General features: G+C 62.9%; 19 protein-coding genes, 1 tRNA gene and 1 pseudogene. 17 read left to right on the forward strand and 4 right to left on the reverse strand.

Features of this window, described 5'->3' with window-relative positions:
- Positions 1 to 53 precede the first annotated feature (53 nt).
- Complete coding sequence (locus BSIN_RS02690) at positions 54 to 1,367, forward strand: YihY family inner membrane protein (RefSeq protein WP_059518668.1); 1,314 nt, start codon at positions 54 to 56, stop codon at positions 1,365 to 1,367.
- Between the two features lie 30 nt (positions 1,368 to 1,397).
- On the opposite strand, the gene BSIN_RS02695 is transcribed toward BSIN_RS02690, so the two are convergent.
- Positions 1,398 to 1,724 carry an Mpo1-like protein gene (locus BSIN_RS02695; protein WP_069234603.1) on the reverse strand — a complete coding sequence of 109 codons (327 nt, stop codon included), beginning with the start codon at positions 1,722 to 1,724 and terminating at the stop codon, positions 1,398 to 1,400.
- A gap of 361 nt (positions 1,725 to 2,085) precedes the next feature.
- On the opposite strand from BSIN_RS02695, the gene BSIN_RS02700 reads away from it, so the two are divergent.
- The 3 genes from BSIN_RS02700 (at position 2,086) to aroC (ending at position 5,886) form a co-directional block, all read left to right on the forward strand.
- Positions 2,086 to 2,553 (forward strand): CBS domain-containing protein, encoded by a 468-nt coding sequence (locus BSIN_RS02700; protein ID WP_059518595.1) that lies wholly within the window; start codon positions 2,086 to 2,088, stop codon positions 2,551 to 2,553.
- 123 nt (positions 2,554 to 2,676) lie between these two features.
- Positions 2,677 to 4,611, forward strand: a complete 1,935-nt coding sequence (locus tag BSIN_RS02705) for an MFS transporter (RefSeq protein WP_089339440.1) — start codon at positions 2,677 to 2,679, stop codon at positions 4,609 to 4,611.
- Between the two features lie 165 nt (positions 4,612 to 4,776).
- On the forward strand, positions 4,777 to 5,886 hold the full coding sequence (gene aroC, locus BSIN_RS02710; protein ID WP_089339441.1) for a chorismate synthase: 1,110 nt from the start codon (positions 4,777 to 4,779) through the stop codon (positions 5,884 to 5,886).
- A gap of 185 nt (positions 5,887 to 6,071) precedes the next feature.
- Here aroC and BSIN_RS02715 read toward each other — a convergent pair whose 3' ends face one another.
- A complete protein-coding gene (locus BSIN_RS02715) occupies positions 6,072 to 7,742 on the reverse strand; it encodes an electron transfer flavoprotein-ubiquinone oxidoreductase (RefSeq protein WP_059518590.1) in 1,671 nt (556 codons plus the stop codon).
- Positions 7,743 to 7,922: 180 nt separating this feature from the next.
- Here BSIN_RS02715 and BSIN_RS02720 point away from each other — a divergent pair, with 180 nt between their 5' ends.
- Together BSIN_RS02720 and BSIN_RS02725 are read left to right on the forward strand one after the other, a co-directional pair.
- Entirely contained in the window at positions 7,923 to 8,702 is a 780-nt protein-coding gene (locus tag BSIN_RS02720; protein WP_059518588.1) for an SDR family oxidoreductase, read from the forward strand.
- A gap of 45 nt (positions 8,703 to 8,747) precedes the next feature.
- Positions 8,748 to 9,191 carry an acyl-CoA thioesterase gene (locus tag BSIN_RS02725; protein WP_059518586.1) on the forward strand — a complete coding sequence of 148 codons (444 nt, stop codon included), beginning with the start codon at positions 8,748 to 8,750 and terminating at the stop codon, positions 9,189 to 9,191.
- A 232-nt stretch (positions 9,192 to 9,423) separates the two neighbouring features.
- Here BSIN_RS02725 and BSIN_RS02730 read toward each other — a convergent pair whose 3' ends face one another.
- Together BSIN_RS02730 and BSIN_RS02735 are read right to left on the reverse strand one after the other, a co-directional pair.
- Positions 9,424 to 10,947 (reverse strand): glycoside hydrolase 5 family protein, encoded by a 1,524-nt coding sequence (locus BSIN_RS02730; protein WP_173678614.1) that lies wholly within the window; start codon positions 10,945 to 10,947, stop codon positions 9,424 to 9,426.
- Between the two features lie 616 nt (positions 10,948 to 11,563).
- Positions 11,564 to 12,112, reverse strand: coding sequence for a LuxR C-terminal-related transcriptional regulator (locus BSIN_RS02735; RefSeq protein WP_089339443.1), 549 nt, complete (start codon positions 12,110 to 12,112; stop codon positions 11,564 to 11,566).
- Between the two features lie 248 nt (positions 12,113 to 12,360).
- Here BSIN_RS02735 and BSIN_RS02740 point away from each other — a divergent pair, with 248 nt between their 5' ends.
- The 11 genes and pseudogenes from BSIN_RS02740 to pheS all read left to right on the forward strand — a co-directional run bounded on the left by BSIN_RS02740 (position 12,361) and on the right by pheS (position 22,605).
- Positions 12,361 to 13,065: a CoA transferase subunit A gene (locus BSIN_RS02740; RefSeq protein ID WP_059518577.1), complete on the forward strand. Its 705-nt coding sequence runs from the start codon at positions 12,361 to 12,363 to the stop codon at positions 13,063 to 13,065.
- A 1-nt stretch (position 13,066) separates the two neighbouring features.
- Entirely contained in the window at positions 13,067 to 13,708 is a 642-nt protein-coding gene (locus BSIN_RS02745) for a CoA transferase subunit B (protein WP_059518574.1), read from the forward strand.
- Between the two features lie 288 nt (positions 13,709 to 13,996).
- Positions 13,997 to 15,003 (forward strand): annotated as a pseudogene (locus BSIN_RS02750) (alpha/beta fold hydrolase).
- Positions 15,004 to 15,115: 112 nt separating this feature from the next.
- Positions 15,116 to 15,469 (forward strand): RidA family protein, encoded by a 354-nt coding sequence (locus tag BSIN_RS02755; RefSeq protein WP_069234599.1) that lies wholly within the window; start codon positions 15,116 to 15,118, stop codon positions 15,467 to 15,469.
- 54 nt (positions 15,470 to 15,523) lie between these two features.
- Positions 15,524 to 17,761, forward strand: a complete 2,238-nt coding sequence (locus BSIN_RS02760) for a RelA/SpoT family protein (protein WP_089339487.1) — start codon at positions 15,524 to 15,526, stop codon at positions 17,759 to 17,761.
- Positions 17,762 to 17,871: 110 nt separating this feature from the next.
- A tRNA-Val gene (locus BSIN_RS02765) sits at positions 17,872 to 17,948 on the forward strand.
- 222 nt (positions 17,949 to 18,170) lie between these two features.
- The gene (thrS, locus tag BSIN_RS02775) at positions 18,171 to 20,078 is read left to right on the forward strand and encodes a threonine--tRNA ligase (protein ID WP_089339445.1); all 1,908 of its coding nucleotides are present in this window, start codon (positions 18,171 to 18,173) and stop codon (positions 20,076 to 20,078) included.
- Between the two features lie 49 nt (positions 20,079 to 20,127).
- Positions 20,128 to 20,652 carry a translation initiation factor IF-3 gene (gene infC, locus BSIN_RS02780; protein ID WP_082710295.1) on the forward strand — a complete coding sequence of 175 codons (525 nt, stop codon included), beginning with the start codon at positions 20,128 to 20,130 and terminating at the stop codon, positions 20,650 to 20,652.
- Positions 20,653 to 20,842: 190 nt separating this feature from the next.
- Complete coding sequence (rpmI, locus tag BSIN_RS02785; protein WP_004191477.1) at positions 20,843 to 21,040, forward strand: 50S ribosomal protein L35; 198 nt, start codon at positions 20,843 to 20,845, stop codon at positions 21,038 to 21,040.
- Positions 21,041 to 21,070: 30 nt separating this feature from the next.
- Positions 21,071 to 21,430 (forward strand): 50S ribosomal protein L20, encoded by a 360-nt coding sequence (gene rplT / locus BSIN_RS02790; RefSeq protein ID WP_004192938.1) that lies wholly within the window; start codon positions 21,071 to 21,073, stop codon positions 21,428 to 21,430.
- A 161-nt stretch (positions 21,431 to 21,591) separates the two neighbouring features.
- Positions 21,592 to 22,605 (forward strand): phenylalanine--tRNA ligase subunit alpha, encoded by a 1,014-nt coding sequence (gene pheS / locus BSIN_RS02795; protein ID WP_059518567.1) that lies wholly within the window; start codon positions 21,592 to 21,594, stop codon positions 22,603 to 22,605.
- Positions 22,606 to 22,680 lie beyond the last annotated feature (75 nt).

Genomic DNA, 22,680 nt, shown 5'->3' on the forward strand with positions numbered 1-22,680 from the left:
CGCGGCACAGGCCGTTCCCCAGTCGTAATAGGAGATAGGAGAGTCCGCCGTTGCTGAAGAAGTTGAGCGTCGATCTCGATGCCGTCAAGCGTCTCGCGCGCTTTGCCGCGAAGCGCAGCGCCGAAGACCGCATCCCGCAAGTCGCGGGCAGCCTCACGTTCACGACCATGCTCGCGCTCGTGCCGCTCGTGACGGTTGCGTTCGCGCTGTTCACCGCGTTTCCGATGTTCGCGTCGTTCCAGAACTCGCTGCAGGGATTTCTCGCCGATCACCTGATGCCCGCGCAGTTCAACAGCCAGATTTTCAAGTACCTGAACCAGTTCGCGTCGAAGGCGAAAGGGCTGACGACCGCTGGCCTGATCGTGCTGGTCTTCACCGCGGTGATGACGATGATGACGGTCGAATCGGCATTCAACGTGATCTGGCGGGTGCGCAAGCCGCGGCCGCTCGCGCAGCGCGTGCTCGCGTATTGGGCGCTGATCACGCTCGGGCCGTTGCTGTTCGGCGTGAGCTTGTCGATTTCGTCATATCTGTTCACGCAGTCGCTTGCATTCACGGGCTCGACGGGCGCGACGACCGTGTTCGAATGGCTGCTGACCGCGGCCTCGCTGCCGCTCACGGTGCTCGCCTTCACGCTGCTTTACGTTTATTTGCCGAACTGCACGGTGGCGTGGCGCGACGCGGTGGTGGGCGGAATTTGCGCGGCGGTCGCGTTCGAGCTGGCAAAGCGCGGCTTCGGCTACTACGTGCGGCGCATCCCGACCTATACCGCGGTGTATGGCGCGTTCGCCGCGCTGCCGATGTTTCTGCTATGGATGTATCTGAGCTGGTTCATCGCGCTCGCGGGCGCGATGATCGCATCGTCGCTGCCGGCGATCCGGGTCGGCCAGTTCCACCGGATCCACTATCCGGGCAGCGATCTGCTCGATTCGCTCGAATTGCTCGCGCGGCTTGCCGATGCGCAGAACGCCGGCAAGCGCGGCTATACGGCCGCGCGGCTCGCGCTGTTGACGCGCTGCGACATGGAAACCGCGCAGCGGTTGCTGTCGACGCTCGAGGAGCGCGGCTGGATCGCGCGGCTGCAAAACGGCAACGATGCGATGCCGCGTTACGTGCTGCTCGTCAATCCCGAGCGGCTGAGCGTCGCGGATTTGTTCGACGTGCTCGTGATCGACCGTTCGGAGTTGATTTACCAGGCGCAGCGCGGCAAGACCCAGATCGATTGCGCGACACTCGTCGATGCGCTGGCCACCGACAAGCTGAGCGTCTCGCTTGCCGAATTGATCGCGCGCCGCAAGGCGGGCGCGGCGCGAGGCGCTCAACCCGCGGCGCAACCCGCGCCCGCGCTGCCGCCGCGCACCGCCTGAGGCGGGCGGCAGGCAGCGTCGGGCGGCCGGTCAGATCGGCAGCTTGCCGGTGCAGATGTCCTTGAACATGACCCAGTCGCCCATCAGGCTGTAGAGCGGGTGCCGGAATGTCGCGGGGCGGTTTTTTTCGAAGAAAAAATGGCCGACCCACGCGAAAGCATAGCCGCAGACGACGGCGGCGGGCAGCCACGCCCACCGGCCGGTGGCGAGCGCCATCGCGACGCAGCCGATCACGCCGAGCGAGCCGATGAAGTGCAGCCGCCGTGACACGAGATTGCGATGTTCGCCGAGATAGAACGGGTAGAACTCGGAGAAATTCGCGAAATGCTCGGTAGGGGAGGAATCGGAGTGTGTCATCGTGATCTCCTGTGTCGATCGGAGTGCGTGCTTCGGCACTTACTCCGGTCCCATGCCGCGGCCGCAAGCAGTTGATACTGCCGCGCCCATGCCGGCCGGAATGCGCGCGTGAGCGTTTGCCCGGAGCTTTTGCCCCATCTTCTCCGAACTGACGCCCGGTCCTGCGCTGCGGCCCATGCGCCCGCCCGACGCGCCCGCACCGAGCCTCGCACGGCGCGGCGTGCATGCCGTTCATTTTGCGGCGAGCCGTGCCAGGCTGCAACTGCGACCCGGGCGCGGCGCACGCGCTTTCTTTTTGACAGGCTTTCCGTTAGGATCGAAAGCCAGTCTTGCACGAAGCAAGTTGCAATAGGGGACAACGATGCGCGTCAGCGATATTCTGAAAGTCAAGGGCAACACGCTTTTCACCGTGACGCCCGATACGCCGCTGCGCAGTGCGGTCGATACGATGGCCGAGCACGATATCGGCTCGCTCGTCGTCATGGAATACGGCGATCTCGTCGGGATTTTGACGTTTCGCGAAATCATCCTGCGCTTGAAGGCAAACGGTGGCAACCTGGGCGACGCGCTCGTGCGCAAGGTGATGGACGACGAACCGCTCACCTGCACGCCGGAGACCGATCTCGACGAAGTGCGCCGGATGATGCTCGAGCGCCATGCGCGTTACATGCCGGTGCTCGACAAGCGGGTGCTGATGGGCGTGATCTCGTTCTACGACGTCGCGAAAACGGTGGTTGAGGCGCAGAGCTTCGAGAACCGGATGCTCAAGGCCTATATCCGCGACTGGCCGGAGCCCGACGGCGAAGAACACAAGCCGCTGGCGAGCTGAGTTTCGTGCGACGCGCGTGCCGGCCGCGGCCGGGTGCGCCGCACAGCCGGCCCGGCATTTCCGTTTATTTTCATTCGCCCGCTTACGCGATCGTATCGATGCGTCGAGCGGGCGTTTTTATGTATGAGTGATCCGTCGGTGGTATCCGCTGCGCGTCGTGAGCCGCGCCGCACGCACGCGTCGCAGTTCGATCTGTTGCGCGAGCGCCGTTTCGCGCCGTTTTTCGCGACGCAGTTTCTCGGCGCGCTGAACGACAATGTTTTCAAAATCGGTTTCACGTCGCTCGTCACGTATCAGACGGCGAAATTCAGCGGCGTCGATCCGAAAACGGCCGCGTTCCTGATCTCGGCGGTCTTCATCTTGCCGTTCGTGCTGTTTTCGGCAACGGCGGGCCAGATCGCCGATAAATACGATAAGGCGCGGCTCACGCGTTTCGTGAAATCGTTCGAGATCGTGCTGATGGCAATCGGCGCGGCGGGCTTCGTCACGCATAGCGCGCCGCTGCTCTATTTATGCACGTTCATGATGGGCATGCATTCGACGCTGTTCGGGCCCGTCAAATACTCATACCTGCCGCAGCATTTGAGCGATCGCGAACTCGTCGGCGGCAACGGATTGGTCGAGATGGGAACGTTCGTCGCCATCCTGATCGGCACGATCATCGGCGGGGCGGCGGCGGGTATCGCGGGGCGCGGCGAATGGCTGCTCGCCGTTAGCTGCGTGGCCATCGCGGTCGCCGGGCGCGGCGCGGCGGCTTGCGTGCCGATCACGCCCGCGCCGCAGCCCGATCTGATGATCAACTGGAATCCGTTCTCGGAGACGGCGCGCAACCTGAGGCTCGCGCGCGAGAACCGCACGGTGTTTCTCAGCCTGCTCGGCATCTCGTGGCTGTGGTTTGTCGGCGCGACATTCCTCACGTCGTTTTTCGGCTTTGCGAAGGATGTGCTGTCGGCGAATCCGGACGTCGTCACCGTGCTGCTCGCCACCTTCTCGATCGGTATCGGCTTGGGCTCGCTATTGTGCGAGCGATTGTCACGGCGGCGCGTGGAAATCGGGCTCGTGCCGCTCGGCTCGCTCGGCATCAGCGCGTTCGCGATCGAGCTGTACTTCGCGAGCCACGCATTGCCGGCGCAAGCGCATCTGTTGACGATCGGCGAGTTTCTCGGCGCTGCCGCGCATTGGCGCATCCTCGCCGATCTGTTTCTGCTCGCGATGTTCGGCGGCTTCTATAGCGTGCCGCTCTACGCGCTGATCCAGAGCCGCAGCGCGCCGACGCATCGCGCGCGGATCATTGCCGCCAACAATATCCTCAATGCGCTGTTCATGATCGTGTCGGCATTGATGGCGATGTTGCTGACCAAGGCGGGCGTCAGCATTCCGGGCATTTTTCTGGTGACCGGGCTGTTGAACGTCATCGTCGCGGGCTACATCTATTCGCTCGTGCCGGAATTTCTGCTTCGCTTCGTTGCATGGGTGCTGGTGCACACGTTTTACCGCATCCGTCTGGTGCATCCGGAGCGGCTGCCGGAACAAGGCGCGGCGCTTCTCGTGTGCAATCATGTGAGCTATGTCGACGCGCTTGTGCTTGCGGCGGCAAGTCCGCGACCGATCCGTTTCGTGATGGATCACCGGATTTTCCACACGCGCGTCGCGAACTGGGCGTTTCGTCATGCGAAGGCGATACCGATCGCACCGCGCCACGAGGATCCGGCATTGCTCGAGCGTGCCTACGATGCGTGCGAGGCCGCGCTGCGCGAAGGCGAACTCGTCTGCATTTTTCCGGAAGGCAAGCTCACGCGAACGGGCGAGATCAACCCATTCCATCACGGGCTCACCGAGATCCTGCAGCGCGTGAGCGTGCCCGTTCTGCCGATGGCGTTGCGCGGGTTGTGGGGCAGCGTGTTTTCGCGGCATGAGGATGCGCACTGGCCGCGTCCCGTCAGGCGTGGGGTGATGAGCCGGTTGACGCTCGCGGTCGGCGAACCGATTCCTGCCGCGGCGGCAACGCCACAGGCTTTGCAGGAGGCGGTGGCCGCGCTGCGCGGTGCGCGCAAGTAGGCGCGCAAACAGGCACGGTTTGCTTCGTTTTGATGGCGCAAAGCGTGCACGGCGGTCCGCGGCCGTGCGCGGAGCCAGCCGCTCGTTACGGCCATGCGCGGCGCAAGCTCGCGAGCCGCTGGCATAATGACGGTTTCCGCGAATTTCTTTCTTTTGGACGGCATTATGTCCGGCAATACCCTCGGTACGCTTTTCACTGTCACGACCTTCGGCGAGTCGCATGGCCCCGCGATCGGCTGCGTGGTCGACGGTTGCCCGCCGGGCCTCGCGCTCTCGCAAAACGACGTGCAGCTCGAACTCGACCGTCGCAAGCCCGGCACGTCGCGGCACGTCACGCAGCGCCAGGAGCCCGACGAAGTCGAAATTCTGTCGGGCGTGTTCGACGGCGTGACGACAGGCGCGCCGATCGCGTTATTGATTCGCAATACCGATCAGCGCAGCAAGGACTACGGCAATATCGCGGAGACTTTCCGCCCAGGCCACGCTGACTACACGTACTGGCAGAAGTATGGCGTGCGCGATTACCGGGGCGGCGGCCGGTCGTCCGCGCGATTGACCGCGCCCGTCGTCGGCGCGGGCGCGATTGCGAAGAAATGGCTGCGCGAGCGTTTCGGCGTCGAGGTTCGTGGCTACATGAGCGCGCTGGGCGGGATCGAGATTCCGTTCGTCGATTGGGTGCACGTGCGCGGGAATCCGTTTTTCGCGCCGAATGCGGACATCGTCCCGCAACTCGAGGCGTATATGGACGAGTTGCGCAAAGACGGCGATTCGATTGGTGCGCGGATCGACGTCGTCGCGTCCGGCGTGCCGGCCGGGTGGGGCGAGCCGCTTTTCGACCGGCTCGATGCCGACATCGCGCACGCGATGATGGGGATCAATGCGGTGAAGGGCGTGGAGATCGGCGCGGGCTTCGCCAGCGTCGCGCAGCGCGGCTCGGTCCACGGCGACGAACTGACGCCCGAAGGTTTCGTCGGCAATCACGCGGGCGGTGTGCTCGGCGGGATATCGACCGGGCAGGACATCACCGTATCGATCGCGATCAAGCCGACGTCAAGCATCCGCACGCCGCGCCGTTCGATTACGAAGACGGGCGAGGCCGCTGTCGTGGAGACGTTCGGGCGTCACGATCCATGTGTCGGGATTCGCGCGACGCCGATTGCCGAAGCAATGCTCGCGCTCGTGCTGATCGATCACGCGTTGCGCCACCGCGCACAGTGCGGCGACGTTGCGACCGCGACGCCGAAGATTGCGGCCCGCGCGCCGGATACGAAATAAGCCTCGCGCGGAAACGGCGGCAGCGCGCGCCGGGCGGTTCGCTCCTCGCAGCAGGCGGGGCTGCCCCGGCCGGTTGCGGTACAAAAAAACGGGCGCCCAAAGGCGCCCGTTTCGTTTGAATGCCGGGGCCGGACGCCCAAGTCCGGGGCCGGACCCGGCACACGGCGCGTTCGTGCGCCCCTGCGTTACATGTTCGGATAATTCGGCCCGCCGCCGCCTTCGGGCGTGACCCAGACGATGTTCTGCGTCGGATCCTTGATGTCGCAGGTCTTGCAGTGCACGCAGTTCTGCGCATTGATCACCAGTCGCTCGCCATTTTCGTCGTTGACGAATTCGTACACCGCCGCCGGGCAAAACCGGCTTTCCGGGCCCGCGTACTTGTGCAGGTTGACGTTCACCGGCACGCTTGCGTCTTTGAGCGTCAAGTGCGCCGGCTGATTCTCCTCGTGATTCGTGTTCGAAATAAACACCGACGACAGGCGATCGAAAGTCAGCTTGCCGTCCGGCTTCGGATAATCGATCGGCTGACATTGCGACGCGGGTTTCAGCATTTCGTGGTCCGCGTGCTGATGGTGCAGCGTCCACGGCACGTTGCCGTTCATCAGCTTCTGCTCGACGCCGACCATCAACGTGCCGAGGTACAGCCCTTTGCTCATCCATTGCTTGAAGTTACGCGCGCGGTACAGCTCGGTGTGCAGCCACGAAGTCTTGAACGCGTCCGGATACGCGTTCAGTTCGTCGTTCTGGCGGCCTGCCTGCACCGCGTCGAACGCGGCTTCGGCGGCGAGCATCCCGGTCTTGATCGCCGCATGGCTGCCCTTGATTCGCGATGCGTTCAGGAAGCCCGCGTCGTCGCCGACGAGCGCGCCACCAGGAAACACGGTCTTCGGCAGCGACAGCAGCCCGCCCGCCGTGATCGCCCGCGCGCCGTATGACACGCGTTTGCCGCCCTCGAGGAACGGCCGGATCGACGGATGGGTCTTGTAGCGCTGGAACTCCTCGAACGGCGACAAATATGGGTTCGAGTACGCCAGCCCGACGACGAAGCCGACCACGACCTGGTTGTTGTCCAGGTGATAGAGGAACGAGCCGCCATAGGTATCGGACGACAGCGGCCAGCCCGCCGTATGGATCACGAGGCCCGGCTTGTGCTTGACGGGGTCGATCTCCCACAGCTCCTTGATGCCGATCCCGTAGGCTTGCGGGTCGCTCTGCGCGTTCAGCTTGAACTTGTCGATCAACTGGCGCCCGAGGTTTCCGCGGCAGCCTTCCGCGAACAGCGTGTACTTCGCGTGCAATTCCATGCCCAGCTGGAAGTTCTCGGTCGGCTCGCCGTTCTTGCCGATACCCATGTTGCCCGTCGCGACGCCCTTGACCGAGCCGTCGTCGTTGTACAGGATCTCGGCGGCGGGAAAGCCCGGGAAGATCTCGACGCCGAGCGCCTCGGCCTGCTGGCCCAGCCAGCGCGTGACGTTGCCGAGACTGATCACGTAGTTGCCATGGTTCTTGAAGTTGTCCGGCAGCGCCCAGTTCGGCACCTGGAACGCGCTTTTCTCGGTCAGGAACAGGAAGCGGTCTTCAGTCACCTCGACGTCGAGCGGCGCGCCTTGCGCTTTCCAGTCGGGAATCAGCTCGTTGAGCGCGCGCGGGTCCATCACTGCGCCCGACAGAATGTGCGCACCGATTTCCGAGCCTTTTTCGAGCACGCAGACGCCGATTTCCGTGCCTTTTTCCGCGGCCAGCTGCTTGAGCCGGATGGCCGCCGACAGGCCCGCCGGGCCGCCGCCGACGATCACGACGTCGTATTCCATCGATTCGCGAGGGCCGTATTGCTCGATGAGGCTTGCGGGGGTCATGAACGCTCCTCTAACCATTAGAATGCTTTTATTCGGGACCGTATTGTCGGCTAAATAAAACGCTTGCCGCAACAGCGAACCTGTAGATTAGCACGATCGTTCTATTTTTGAGGTTGGGATGCGTGCCGGAACGCATGATACTGTTGCGGCATTGCATCATTGAAAACAATAGGAGTCGGCATGGGCCGATCGATCAATCTGGAAGGAAAAGTTGCGCTCGTCACGGGCGCATCGAGCGGCCTCGGCCAGCGTTTTGCGCAGGTGCTGTCGCAGGCGGGCGCGAAAGTGGTGCTCGCGAGCCGCCGCGTCGAACGGCTCAAGGAGCTGCGCGCGGAGATCGAGGCGGCGGGCGGTGCCGCGCATGTGGTGTCGCTCGACGTCACTGACTATCCAAGCATCAAGGCGGCCGTCGCGCATGCGGAAACCGAGGCGGGCACGATCGATATCCTCGTCAACAATTCGGGCGTATCGACGATGCAGAAGCTCGTCGACGTGACGCCCGCCGATTTCGAATATGTATTCGATACGAACACGCGCGGCGCCTTCTTCGTCGCGCAGGAAGTCGCCAAGCGAATGATCATGCGCGCGGGCAGCGGCAATGGGAAGCCGGCGTTCCGGATCATCAACATCGCGTCGGTGGCGGGTTTGCGGCCGTTTGCGCAAATCGGCCTCTATGCGATGAGCAAGGCGGCCGTCGTCCACATGACGCGCGCGATGGCGCTCGAATGGGGGCGCTACGGGATCAACGTGAATGCGATCTGCCCAGGCTATATCGATACCGAGATCAATCATTACCTGTGGGAAACCGAGCAGGGCCAGAAGCTGCAGTCGGCGTTGCCGCGCCGGCGGGTCGGCAAGCCTCAGGATCTCGACGGTCTGCTGTTGCTGCTCGCGGCCGACGAATCGCAATTCATCAACGGCTCGATCATTTCGGCCGACGACGGTCACGGGCTCGCGTGAGCAGGCGCCCCGCCGGATAGTCATTTTGTAGAAAAGAAGCGTGCAATGAGCGATTACACCCCTGTTTTCGAGATGTCGATGCCGATTCGTTGGGGCGACATGGATGCCTTCGGCCATGTGAACAACACGGTCTATTTCCGCTACATGGAGCAGGCGCGAATCTCGTGGTTCGAGACCCTCGGCATCGCAGGCGGCAACGGCGAGGGGCAGGGGCCCGTGATCGTCAATGCGTCGATGGAGTTTTTGAAGCAATTGCACTATCCGGGCGATGTGGTGGCGCGCATGTCGGCGGCAAAGCCCGGGCGCAGCAGCTTCGACACCGGTTTCGAACTGACCCGCGCGGACGATCCCGAGCACCTGTACGCGCGCGGCAATGCACGCTGTGTGTGGATCGATTACGCGCTGGGTAAATCGGTGCCGCTGCCGGATGCGCTGCGTCAGATGATCGAAAGCGCGCTGGCGAAAACAGCGGGAATAGAGGGGCGCTGATTTCGGCCTGGCGGCGTATTTGCCGCACGGTGGGCTGTTCGTGCAACCGGCGCTCGTCCGTTCGTCGGCGCTTGCCGCCCAGCATGCGGCGGGATTCCGGCTTGCGGGGCGGCATTTGCGTCGATCAAGCGGCAAGCGTGGCGGGTTCCCGCGAATGCCGCCGGCTAGTGCATGCAAGGCAGCGAGCGCCGCGCGTGCGGCTGCCCGCCTTTGCCTCGATGTTTCGAGATGTTTACCAACCCGGACCAACCGGCGCGTAACCCGGCGTCTGGCTGGCGGCCGCCTTGGCGGCGGCGCCGAAGTTGGGCCACGCCGGATAGTAAGGGCTCGACGTGGCTTGGTACGTCCCGGCGATCTTGGGCGCGCCCACCGTGCCTGTCGCGCCCGTCGACGAGGTGATCGTCACCAGGCCGAAATACGGTTCATAGATATCCCCGCTGTACGGCGACGACAGGGCCATGTCCGAATACGAATACGCATACACGGGCCCGTACTGGCCATAGGGCTGATTGCTGATCCACGCCATCAACTCCCGGTACTCGCGCGCCTGATTGGCTTGCGTCAGGTACGGCGGCGCCATCGTCTGAAAATTGGCGTTCGTATATTGCTGCGGGCTGCCGCCCAGTTGGCCGGTGAAATTGGTCGCGCCGTCCGACGCCGTGGTCGGCGCGCCGAATTCGGTGATCGCGATGGACTTTCCTGCATCGCCGTTCGCGTTCATCAGGTCGCGCAGGCTGGTGCCGGTGTAGCTCGCGAAAGTCTTGCCGGTGGGCGACGGCCACGCATAGGACGGCGACGAGAACGTGTGCCACATGATGTTGAACGCGTTCGAGTAATCCGGGTACTGCGAATTGAGCGTGGTGTTCGGGCACTGATTGCCTGGCGCCTGCCAGTCGTCACTGTGGCAGTGCGGATGATGGGCGAGCGCGTCGAAGTACCCGTGCGCGCCGTTCGCATACATAACGGCCAGCCAATCGCGCGGCTCCCATTGCACCGGAGCCGGATATTGCGGATTCGTGGAATTGACCAGGCCCGCCACGCCGTTCGCCGGCAGGGCGCCAGTGCCGTTGTTCGGCGCGGTGATGCAGCTCGAGCTGCCACCCGCGTAGACATAAGCGGACGGATTGACCTGCTTGATCGCCGGATAGACGCTTTTCAGAATTTGCGTGTACGCCACGGGATCGTGCGGGATGAAGTCGGGGCCGCAATTCGGTTCGTTCCAGATTTCCCATGCGTCGATTCGCCCGCCGTAGCTGTCGTTGCCGTAGTGGCTGGCGGCCGCCTTCGCGAAATTGGTATAGGACGTGGGGTCGGGCGCGCACAGCGTGTACATGCCGCTGCGATAGCTGCTCGGACATTGCGCGCCGACTGCCCATTTTGGCGTGGACGTGATCACGCCGAGAATTCGCAGGCCATTGTTCCGGGCGGCCCGGACGACGGCGTCCGTGACGCCCCAGTATAGGCCGCTGGTCGGGCCGGGATTGGGGTCGCCGGGGATGATCCAGGTCTTCGCCAACTGGATGTTTGCCCAATTGATATGAATACGGACCCAGCGCACGTTCATTGCCGCAATGCCAGCCATATAGTTATTGATGGCTTGTGTCGGGTTCTTGGAGTTCTGATTGATAATATCGAGGATTTCGCCGCCTACATCGACTCCGGTTACCGGCGTATTGGTTTGGGCGAAAGAGGAGCGGCAGCCAATCAAACCCAATATCAAAATAAGGAGGAAGGGTCTTATTCTCGCGATAATCATGAAAGCACCTGGTCTTAAGGTTTGGTTGTAGTTGATTGGAAAATCGTTGTTGTTTGATTTATGCGAGAAAACATGCCGCGGCCCCGCGCTGACGCACGGTCGCTTTTGTCGCGTGATTGCTCGACTGTTCGGTTGCTTCGTCGCTCAGCGTTGCGCGATATCCGCGCGCCATGCCGGCGGTCCTGCCGCAGGCATGGCACGGCTGAGTCCGGCGTCAGCCGCGAAGCGGCGCCACCGGATCGCGAGTCGGTCCGATCGAAGGATGGACGCGGTCGAAGCGTCCGGCAGAAAGGTTGGCATCCTCGTTCAACTATCTATTAAATATTATTACCCGGACAATGCAGATGCATTGCTTTTCGTCTGATATTACTGTGCGCTTGTTCTAGGTCTGGTTACCGGGCATAAGGGTAAATAAATTCCGCGGAAAAGTGTAGACCCGAATTTTGATTGAATCGGTTTTCAGAGATGGGATTATTGAATTTTGGATGTGAATTAATTTGAGATGAATAATGGGATAGGCCGATTCCATTATTTTTCGAATTTTGACCGCGGCTAATGGCGGTCCGGTTGTTTTGCGTTTTCTTTTTCCGCTGCTGCGGCCGATTTTGCGGGCCGCTTACCGCCCGAGCAGGCGTTGCACCAACTCGGCTGTATTGCCCGTTTCGTATTTGCGCATCAGCCGTGCGCGGTAGATATCGACCGTGCGGGAGCTGATGTCGAGCAGGCGGCCGATTTGCTTGCTCGTTTTGCCTGTCACGAGCTGTGCGGCGATTTCTCGCTCGCGCGGCGTAAGCTCGATCGCGACTCGCCGCGTCGCGCTCAAATCCTCGAATGTCCATACGCCGGCGGCAAGTGGCGCGGTGCGCTCGAGCGCGCGGCCCGTCACGTGGCACCAGAATAGTTCGCCGCTTGCGCGTTTCATGATTCGGTCGTCGGCGTAGCTGCCGTGCGCGATCATTGCCGGCGCGATCCGCTCCGCGATCCGCTCGAACTCGTCGGACGACGGATAGAGCGCTTCGAACGATTGCCCGATCAGGTCAGTGCGCGCCGCGCAGCGGAAGATGGCGGCCAGCGCGTCGTTACAGTCCTCGATCACCCGGTCGCGAGACAGGACGAGGCCGATCGGCGCGAGGTGGAATGCGGTCTGATAGTCGATGGCAGGCATGGAAGCGGGTGGGCGGTGGCGGGACGCCGTGCGGGCTACGGTGAACACTTATGCATTTTTGCGTATTGTGCCCCATGTCGAGCGCATCGTACCCTTTCGGGCAGGTCGCGGCTCTCGGGCTGCGGCGATGAGAACAAGCGCATCGCGGCAGCATGGGCCGCGCGTGCCTAGAATGTGGTGTGACGGAGCAGGCGGACGGGCGCGCCGCATGAGCCGTCGAACCGTTTTCCATAGAGGAAGGGACACAGATGAACAAAATCTACCCCAGTGCGGCTGCCGCGCTCGAGGGCATCGTGAGCGATGGACAGACCTTTGCGGTGGGCGGCTTCGGCTTGTGCGGGATTCCCGAGGCGCTGATCACCGCGCTGCGCGATTCCGGCGTGAAGGGTATTACCTGTATCAGCAACAATGCGGGCGTTGACGGCTTCGGTCTTGGCCTGCTGCTCGAAACCCGGCAGATCAAGAAAATGGTTTCGTCATACGTCGGCGAGAACAAGGAATTCGAGCGTCAGTATCTGGCCGGCGAACTCGAGCTTGAATTCACGCCACAAGGCACGCTTGCCGAAAAGCTGCGCGCGGGCGGCGCGGGCATCCCGGCGTTCTTCACGCAGACGGGCTACGGCACCGTGATCGCCGAAGGCAAGGAGACGCGCGAGTTCGGCGGCAAGCAGTATGTGCTGGAGCCGTCGCTGACCGCCGATGTCGCGCTCGTGAAGGCGTGGAAGGCCGACAAGTCGGGCAATCTGATTTATCGCCGCACCGCTCGCAACTTCAACCCGATGTGCGCGATGGCGGGGCGCATCACGGTCGCCGAGGTCGAGGAGATCGTCGAGAACGGCGAATTCGATCCGGATCAGATCCATACGCCGGGCATCTTCGTGCAGCGGCTCGTACTCAATGCGACGCCGGAAAAACGCATCGAACAACGCGTCGTGCGCGCGAAAGGAGACTGAGATGGCTTGGAATCGTGATCAGATGGCCGCGCGCGCGGCGCAGGAACTGCAGGACGGTTTTTATGTGAATCTCGGTATCGGGTTGCCGACGCTCGTCGCGAATCACGTGCCGGCGGGCATCGAAGTCTGGCTGCAATCGGAGAACGGTCTGCTCGGCATCGGGCCGTCGCCGACCGAGGACGAAGTCGACGCCGATCTCATCAACGCGGGCAAGCAGACCGTGACGACGCTGCCGGGCTCGTCGATTTTCTCGTCGGCCGATTCGTTCGCGATGATTCGCGGCGGCCACATCAACCTCGCGATCCTCGGCGCGATGCAGGTCAGCAAGAACGGCGATCTCGCGAACTGGATGATCCCGGGCAAGATGATCAAGGGGATGGGCGGCGCGATGGATCTCGTCGCGGGCGTCAAGCGCGTGATCGTATTGATGGAACATGTTGCGAAGGGCGACCAGCACAAGATTCTCGATACATGTTCGCTGCCGTTGACGGGCGTTGGCGTCGTCGACCGGATCATCACCGATCTTGGCGTGATCGATGTGACGAAGGACGGGCTGAAGCTCGTCGAACTGGCCGACGGCGTGAGCGTCGACGAGATCCAGGCGAAAACCGGCGCGCCGCTCGACGTGAGCGCGTTCGCGTAGTGGATATGGTGGGCGGCCGGCGCGGTGCGGCGGCAGTCTTGTTTGTGTTGCCGAGTAGCCGTTGCCTGGCGGGCATGCGCTGAAACCCGGCCGCCGGCCCATGCCGTAAAACGCGGGGCGTTTTGCTGTGCGCGGCCGTGCTGGCCCAGGACGGCCGCGCGCTCGCTTGCGGTTGACATTGCCGCTGTGGCCGGCAAAGGGGGCTCATGCCGGTATGAATGACGTCAGGCTTCGCATGAAGGGCGTCGACGGGGGGGGGCGCAACGTGCCGCATCGGCCGAATGGCCGATCTGCGGATCAAGCCGGCGCAACGCGGATTACAATCGATCCGTGTGCCCGGTGGCCCGTCTCCTTCGGCGCGACGGGCGTTCTTCATGCCGATTGTTCGTCAGGATGCGCAGATGTCATCGAACCTTGCCCCTTCCTCTTTGCGGCGGCCTCGCGAGCGCCGTGTCCAATGCGCGAGCCCCGTGGGTCTGCACCATGTCGCCTATACCGAATGGGGCGAGCCGGACAATCCCCGCGTGCTCGTCTGCGTGCACGGCCTGACCCGCTCGGGGCGCGATTTCGACCGGCTTGCCGCGGCGCTCGCCGATGTCTACCGCGTCGTGTGTCCCGACGTCGTTGGGCGTGGCCGCTCCGACTGGCTGGCCGACCCGAAGCTCTACGGCATACCGCAATACGTCGCCGACATGGTGACGCTGATCGCGCGGCTCGACGTCGAACGGGTCGACTGGTTCGGCACGTCGATGGGCGGCTTGATCGGGCTCGCGCTTGGCGGGTTGCCGGGCACGCCGATCGGCAGGATGCTCGTCAACGATATCGGCCCGCATATCGAGCCGCCGGCGCTGGCGCGGATCGGCGAATATCTCGGGCTCGACAAGCGTTTTGCGACCGAGCAGGAAGGGGTCGATTATTTGACTTCGCTGTCGCTGCCGTTCGGCCCGCTCACGCCTGACGAGTGGCGCGAGATCAACCGGCCGCTGCTCAAGCAGGACACGGACGGCGGTTGGCGCACACGCTACGATCCGCGGATCGTCGAGCCGTTCGCCGCCGCGACGCCCGAGGCGAATGCGCTAGGCGAAGCGCTGCTGTGGTGTGCACTCGAAGCGTTCGGCGGCCCGCTGTTGGTCGTGCGCGGCGCGCAGTCGGATTTGCTGTCGAGCGAGACGGTGGCTGCGATGAAGGCGCGCGGGCGCGAGGTGTCGAGCGTCGAGATCGCGCAAGCGGGCCATGCGCCGGCGTTCGTGAGCGCCGATCAAATTGCGATTGCGCGTCGATTCTTCATCGCATAAGCGCGGCACGCGTCATAATATGCGGTTCGGCGCAGCTTGGCCGTCAGCGTGCGCGGTTCATCCGGATGCGGGCCGCGCCGTGTTTCGATCAACTTTCCAACCGGGATTTCTCATGGCAGTCATTCGTCACCACGTCGGCCCCCGTCTTTCCGAAATTGCTATCCACAACGGCACGGTCTATCTCGCGGGCCAGATCGCTGAGGACACCGCCCAGGACATCAAGGGCCAGACGCGCGAAGTGCTCGGCCATATCGATCGCCTGCTCGCCGAGGCGGGCAGCGACAAGTCGCATCTGCTGTCGGTGCAGATTTTCATCTCCGACATGGCGAACTTCCCGGGCATGAATGAAGTGTGGGACGCATGGGTCGCGCCGGGCGCGACGCCGCCGCGCGCAACCGTCGAGGCGAAGCTGGCCGATCCGGCCTGCCTCGTCGAAGTCGTGGTCGTCGCCGCGCAACGGAGCTGAAGCCCAAGCCGCGTGGTTGGGCAATACGACGTACCGATGAAGCAGGGCACGCCAATGACAGCCGAATCGGCTTCTGCCGCCGTTGCGGCGCCGTCGTTCGACGACGCGCTCGCATTCGTGCGCGAGCACGCGGGCGATGCGCGGCTGTCGTCGGGCGAGCCGCTCGTCGAGCATGCGGCGGGCACGGCGTCGATCATGCAGCGGCTGAACGTCGATCCGCCCGCGGTGAGCGCGGCCGCGCTCTTCGCGCTGACGCCGCATTTGAACGATCCCGAGACGCAGATCGCCGCGCATTTCGGCAACGAGGTCGTGCAACTCGTCAACGACGTGCGCAAGCTGTTGCGCCTGGGCACCGTCAGTCTGCGCGCCGCGCAGAATGCGGGGGCCGATGCAGGCCGCGACGCGCAGGCGCAGCGGCGCGCGCAGATCGAGGCGCTGCGCAAGATGCTGCTCGCGTTCGCGCAGGACATTCGCGTCGTGCTGATCCGGCTCGCGTCGCGGTTGCAGTCGATGCGCTACTACGCCGCCGCGAAGATCGCGCCGCCGCCGGATTTGGCGCGCGAGACGCTCGAGATCTATGCGCCGCTCGCGAACCGGCTCGGTATCTGGCAGCTCAAGTGGGAACTGGAGGATCTCGCGTTTCGCTTCGAGGACCCCGTTACCTATAAACGCATCGCGAAACTGCTCGACGAGAAGCGCGCCGAGCGCGAAGCATACGTCGCGGAAGCAATCGGGCGTCTCGAGCGCGAGCTGGCCGCCGCGCAGATCCACGCCGACGTGAGCGGCCGGCCCAAGCATATCTACAGCATCTGGCGCAAGATGCGCGGCAAGGAACTCGATTTCTCCGAGCTTTACGACGTGCGCGCGTTTCGCGTGATCGTGCCGGACATCAAGGATTGCTACACGGTGCTCGGCATCGTCCATCACCTGTGGCAGCCGGTGCCGAAGGAGTTCGACGATTACATCTCGCGGCCCAAGCCGAACGGTTATAAATCGCTGCACACGGTCGTCATCGGCGACGACGGCCGCGCATTCGAAGTGCAGATCCGCACGCAGGAGATGCACAACTTCGCCGAATACGGCGTTGCCGCGCACTGGCGCTACAAGGAAGCGGGCGCGCGCGGTTACGGCGGTCAGTTCGAGGCGAGTGACAAATACGACGAGAAGATCGCATGGCTGCGCCAACTGCTCGCGTGGAAGGACGACGTCGCGGAAAGCGGCGGCGAGGCGAGCGGTCGCGACGCGTGGGCGCAATTGCGCGAAACGTCGCTCGCCGACGATCACATCTACGTGCTGACGCCGCAGGCGCGCGTGATCGCGCTGCCGCAGGGCGCGACGCCGGTCGACTTCGCGTATCACCTGCACAGCGAGCTTGGCCACCGCTGCCGCGGCGCGCACGTCGACGGGGCGATGGTGCCGCTCAACACGCCGCTTGCGAACGGGCAGACGGTCGAGATCGTCACGGTGAAGGAGGGTGGTCCGTCGCGCGACTGGCTCAATCCGCAGCTTGGTTATCTGCGCAGCGCGCGGGCACGTCAGAAGGTGCGCGCATGGTTCAACCTGATCGACCAGCAAGAGAACGTTGCGCGCGGCCGCGCGCTTGTCGAGAAGACGCTACAGCGCGAAGGCAAGACGTCGGTGAATCTCGAGCAGCTTGCGGCGAAGCTCGGCTTCAAGTCGTCCGACGAACTGTTCTCGGCGGTCGGCAAGGAAGAGTTCAGCCTGCGCAACGTCGAGCAGGCGCTTTCCGATGCGCCGCAACCGGAGCCCGAGCCCGAAGCGCCCGAGAATTTCGAGAAGCGCAGCAGCGGCGCGAGCGTCACGCAAGGCGCGTCGACGGGCGTACTCGTCGTCGGTGTCGACGCGCTTCTCACGCAGCTCGCGCGCTGCTGCCGTCCGGCACCGCCGGACGCGATCAGCGGTTTCGTCACGCGTGGTAAGGGAATGTCGATTCACCGCAGCGATTGCGCGATGTTCCGGCGGATGGCCGAACGCGCGCCCGAGCGCGTGCTGCAGACGACGTGGTCCGCCGACGTGCTGGGCGGGCGCGGCGTGTCGGTCTATCCGGTCGATCTGATGATCGAGGCAACCGACCGGCAGGGGCTGTTGCGCGATATCTCCGAAGTGTTCGCGCGCGAGAAGATGAACGTGACCGGCGTGAAGACGCAGAGCCGCCGGAACACGGCGTTCATGCAATTTACGGTCGAAGTGTCGAGTTCGTCGCAGGTGCAGCGCGCGTGCACGTTGCTCGGTGAGGTGGCGGGCGTCGTGCGGGCGGCGCGCAAGGCATGAACGCCGCCGAGGGGCGGCTGGCGATAGCAATGGGGTGCGAATTTTTCTGAACAAAATGCACGAAAGCTATTGCCAAGCCTAAAAAAGCTCCATATAATCTCAGCTTCTTCAGGCTCGTAGCTCAGTTGGTTAGAGCACCACCTTGACATGGTGGGGGTCGTTGGTTCGAATCCAATCGAGCCTACCAATGACACATCGCAAAAGGCGAATACGGTTATGACACCGCGAACGTTGACCGAAATTCATTCGGAGCGGCGCTAGTCGAGGAACGTTTTCGCCTTGTGGTTTTGAAGTATCAGAATGCGGCCCCTCGAAAGCGGGGCCGCATTTTTTTTGTCGCGCGTTCGGGGCATTTCCTCGTGCGCGGCTCAATCCGCCGCTCACTGTCGGCATCACGGAGATTGCCAATATGGTTTCGATACGCCTGCCCGACGGCTCGATTCGCCAGTACGAGCATCCGGTGACGGTCGCCGAAGTCGCGGCGTCGATCGGTCCCGGCCTCGCGAAGGCTGCGCTCGGCGGCAAGCTGGACGGCGAACTCGTCGATATGTCCGCGCTGATCGATCGCGACGCATCGCTTGCGATCGTCACGGACAAGGATGCGGACGGTCTCGACATCATCCGTCACTCGACGGCCCACCTGCTCGCCTATGCGGTCAAGGAACTGTATCCGGAAGCCCAGGTAACGATCGGCCCCGTGATCGACAGCGGTTTCTATTATGACTTCTCGTACAGCCGGCCTTTCACGCCGGAGGATCTCGAGAAGATCGAAAAGCGGATGCAGGAGCTCGCGAAGAAGGACGAACCGGTCACGCGCCGCGTCGTGTCGCGCGACGAGGCCGTTGCGTACTTCCGGGGCATCGGCGAGAAATACAAGGCCGAGATCATTGAATCGATTCCGTCGAGCGACGAGATCAAACTGTATTCGCACGGCGGCTTCACCGATTTGTGCCGCGGCCCTCACGTGCCGTCGACCGGCAAGTTGAAGGTCTTCAAGCTGATGAAGGTGGCGGGCGCGTACTGGCGCGGCGATTCGAGGAACGAGCAGTTGCAGCGGATCTACGGCACCGCGTGGACGAAAAAGGAAGACCAGGACGCGTATCTGCACATGCTCGAAGAGGCGGAAAAGCGCGATCACCGCAAGCTCGGCAAGCAGCTCGATCTGTTCCATATTCAGGAAGAGTCGCCCGGCATGGTGTTCTGGCATCCGAAGGGATGGACGCTGTGGCAGCAGGTCGAACAGTACATGCGCCGCCGGCTGAATGACGCGGGCTATCTCGAGATCAAGACGCCGATGATCATGGACCGCTCGCTGTGGGAGGCGTCGGGCCATTGGCAGAACTATCGCGACAACATGTTTACGACAGAGTCGGAGAAGCGCGACTACGCGATCAAGCCGATGAACTGTCCGGGGCACGTGCAGGTGTTCAAGCACGGGTTGCGTTCGTACCGCGATCTGCCGCTGCGTTACGCGGAATTCGGCTCGTGCCATCGCAACGAGGCGTCGGGCGCGCTGCACGGGCTGATGCGCGTGCGCGGCTTCGTGCAGGACGATGCGCACATCTTTTGCACGGAAGGCCAGATCAATGCCGAGGCGATCGCGTTCAACAAGCTTGCGATGAGCGTCTACGACGATTTCGGCTTCGAGCGCATCGACATCAAGCTGTCGCTGCGTCCGGAGCAGCGGATGGGCTCGGACGAGACTTGGGATCACGCGGAAGAAGGCCTGCGCAACGCGCTGAAGGCGTGCGGCCTCGAGTGGGAGGAGCTGCCGGGCGAGGGCGCGTTCTATGGCCCGAAGATCGAGTACCACATCAAGGACGCGCTTGGCCGTTCGTGGCAGTGCGGCACGCTGCAGCTCGACATGCTGCTGCCGGAGCGGCTCGGCGCGGAGTACGTCGCCGAGGACAATAGCCGCCGCCGGCCGGTGATGCTGCATCGGGCGATTGTCGGTTCGATGGAGCGTTTTCTCGGCATTCTGATTGAGCACCATGCTGGTGCAATGCCGATTTGGCTTGCCCCGGTGCAGGCGGTTGTGCTGAATATCGCTGAAAGTCAGGCTGAATATGCGCAATCTGTTGCTCAAACATTGCAAAAACAAGGGGTTAGAGCGTCGGTTGATTTGCGCAACGAGAAAATTAGCTATAAAATACGCGAGCACACGCTCGAAAAAGTTCCCTACCTGCTCGTCGTAGGCGATAAGGAGCGTGAAGCGCAAACGGTAGCCGTGCGTGCCCGTGGCGGCGTCGATCTGGGGGTTCTCCCGGTCGAGGCCTTTGTTGAGCGCCTGCGTGGAGAAATCCAGGCGTTCAAGTAACCGCCCTGGCAGCGCGGCTCGTTTTTTTAATTTTTAGAGGAAACGTAACATCGCTACTGATAAGTCGTCGCATCGCATCAACGGTGAAATTACTGCGCCGGAAGTGCGTCTGGTCGGAATCGAGAACGAACCGCTCGGTATCGTAAAGCTCGCCGATGCTTTCCGTAAATCGGAGGAACTGGATGTTGATCTGGTGGAAATCGCGCCGCAGGCGGTTCCGCCAGTTTGCCGCTTGATGGATTACGGCAAGTTCAAGTACCAGGAAGCCAAGAAGCAGCATGAGGCGAAGCTGAAGCAGAAGGTCATCCAGGTCAAGGAAGTCAAATTCCGCCCGGGTACCGATGACGGTGATTACAACGTCAAGCTTCGCAACCTCGTGCGCTTCCTCGAGGAAGGCGACAAGACGAAGATCACGTTGCGTTTCCGCGGCCGCGAAATGGCTCACCAGGAAATCGGCATGCGCATGCTCGAGCGTTTGCGCACCGATCTCGAGGAAGTGGGCCAGGTCGAGCAGATGCCGAAGATGGAAGGGCGCCAGATGATCATGGTGCTCTCGCCGAAGAAGAAGAAGTAACCGGCCTGCGCGCGACATGCGCGCGGCTTTGCAGTGGTTCGGCGTGTCGCCCTGTCGGGGCGGCACGCTAGAAACGACGGCGGCTGCTTGCAGCGCGCCGTACACAAGTGGACTGGGTTTCGAAGGGCGGGTCAGGGGCGAAGAGCCAACCGCACACCCATCTCCATCAAATAAACTGGAGTTGTTCGTCATGCCTAAGATGAAGACCAAGAAGAGCGCTGCCAAGCGCTTCGTGGTGCGTCCGGGCGGCACCGTCAAGCGCGGTCAAGCCTTCAAGCGCCACATCCTGACCAAGAAAACCACGAAGAACAAGCGCCATCTGCGCGGCGCCACGGCAGTTCATGATTCCGATCTGAACTCCGTCCGCGCGATGCTCCCGTTCGCGTAAGCCCTCAACCGATACTCACAGGAGAGAAACATGCCTCGAGTCAAACGTGGGGTAACCGCACGGGCCCGCCACAAGAAGATCATCAACCTGGCCAAGGGTTATCGCGGCCGCCGCAATAACGTCTACCGCATCGCCAAGCAGGCGGTGATGCGCGCGGGCCAGTATGCGTATCGCGATCGCCGCAACAAGAAGCGTGTGTTCCGCGCACTGTGGATCACGCGTATCAATGCGGCCGTGCGTCAGCACGACATGACCTACAGCGTGTTCATCAACGGCCTGAAGAAGGCGTCGATCGAACTCGACCGCAAGGTGCTGGCCGACATGGCGGTGTTCGACAAGGCTGCTTTTGCCGCGATCGTCAAGCAGGTGAAAGCCGCCGTTGCAGCCTAATTGCGAGATTAGCACTGCGTGGTCAGTTGCAGCGATGCTCCGGTAATCTCGGCCGCTGCAGCGAAAACGGGGCTCTTCCGAGCCCCTTTTTTGTTGGGTCGGGCGCTTTCGTGTCGTCGCGGATGCGCGCTGAACCCTTGACGTGGGAAGTGAAGGGACCAATGGATCTGGATCAGATTGTCGCCGATGCGAAGCAGTCGTTCGAAGGGGCTGCCGATATCACCACGCTCGAGAACGAAAAGGCGCGCTTCCTCGGTAAGTCGGGCGTGTTGACCGAGCGGCTGAAGAACCTCGGCAAGCTCGATCCCGACGCGCGCAAGGCGGAAGGCGCGCGAATCAACGTCGCGAAGCAGCAGGTCGAGGCCGCGCTCAACGCGCGCCGCCAAGCGCTCGCCGATGCGCTGTTGAATCAGCGTCTTGCCGCCGAGGCGATCGACGTCACGCTGCCCGGCCGCGGCGCGGGCACGGGCAGCCTGCATCCGGTGATGCGCACCTGGGAGCGCGTCGAGCAGATTTTCCGCTCGATCGGCTTCGACGTGGCCGACGGCCCCGAGATCGAAACGGATTGGTACAACTTTACTGCGCTGAACAGCCCGGAGAACCATCCAGCGCGTTCGATGCAGGATACGTTTTACATCGACGGCAAGGACGCCGACGGCCGTCCGCTGCTGCTGCGTACCCATACGAGTCCGATGCAGGTCCGCTACGCGCGGATGAACCGGCCGCCGATCAAGGTGATTGCGCCGGGCCGCACGTATCGCGTCGACAGCGACGCGACGCACTCGCCGATGTTCAACCAGGTCGAAGGGCTGTGGATTGACGAGAACGTCAGCTTCGCGGATCTAAAAGGCGTCTACACCGATTTTCTGAAGAAATTCTTCGAGCGCGACGATATTCTCGTGCGTTTTCGCCCGTCGTACTTTCCCTTTACCGAGCCGTCGGCCGAGATCGACATGATGTTCGAGCACGGCAAGAACGCGGGCAAATGGCTTGAGATCTCCGGTTCGGGGCAGGTGCATCCGACCGTGATCCGCAACATGGGCTTCGATCCCGAGCGCTACATCGGCTTTGCGTTCGGCAGCGGCCTCGAGCGGCTGACGATGCTGCGCTACGGTGTGCAGGATCTGCGTCTGTTCTTCGAGAACGATCTGCGTTTCCTGCGGCAATTCGCCTGACCCGCGCGACCGCCTCGCTCCGCGCCCGGCGGACCGCGCCGAATGCCGCGCCGGGCCTCGATCCAACCTGTTTCG

The organism is Burkholderia singularis, assembly GCF_900176645.1.
GTDB classification, from domain to species: domain Bacteria; phylum Pseudomonadota; class Gammaproteobacteria; order Burkholderiales; family Burkholderiaceae; genus Burkholderia; species Burkholderia singularis.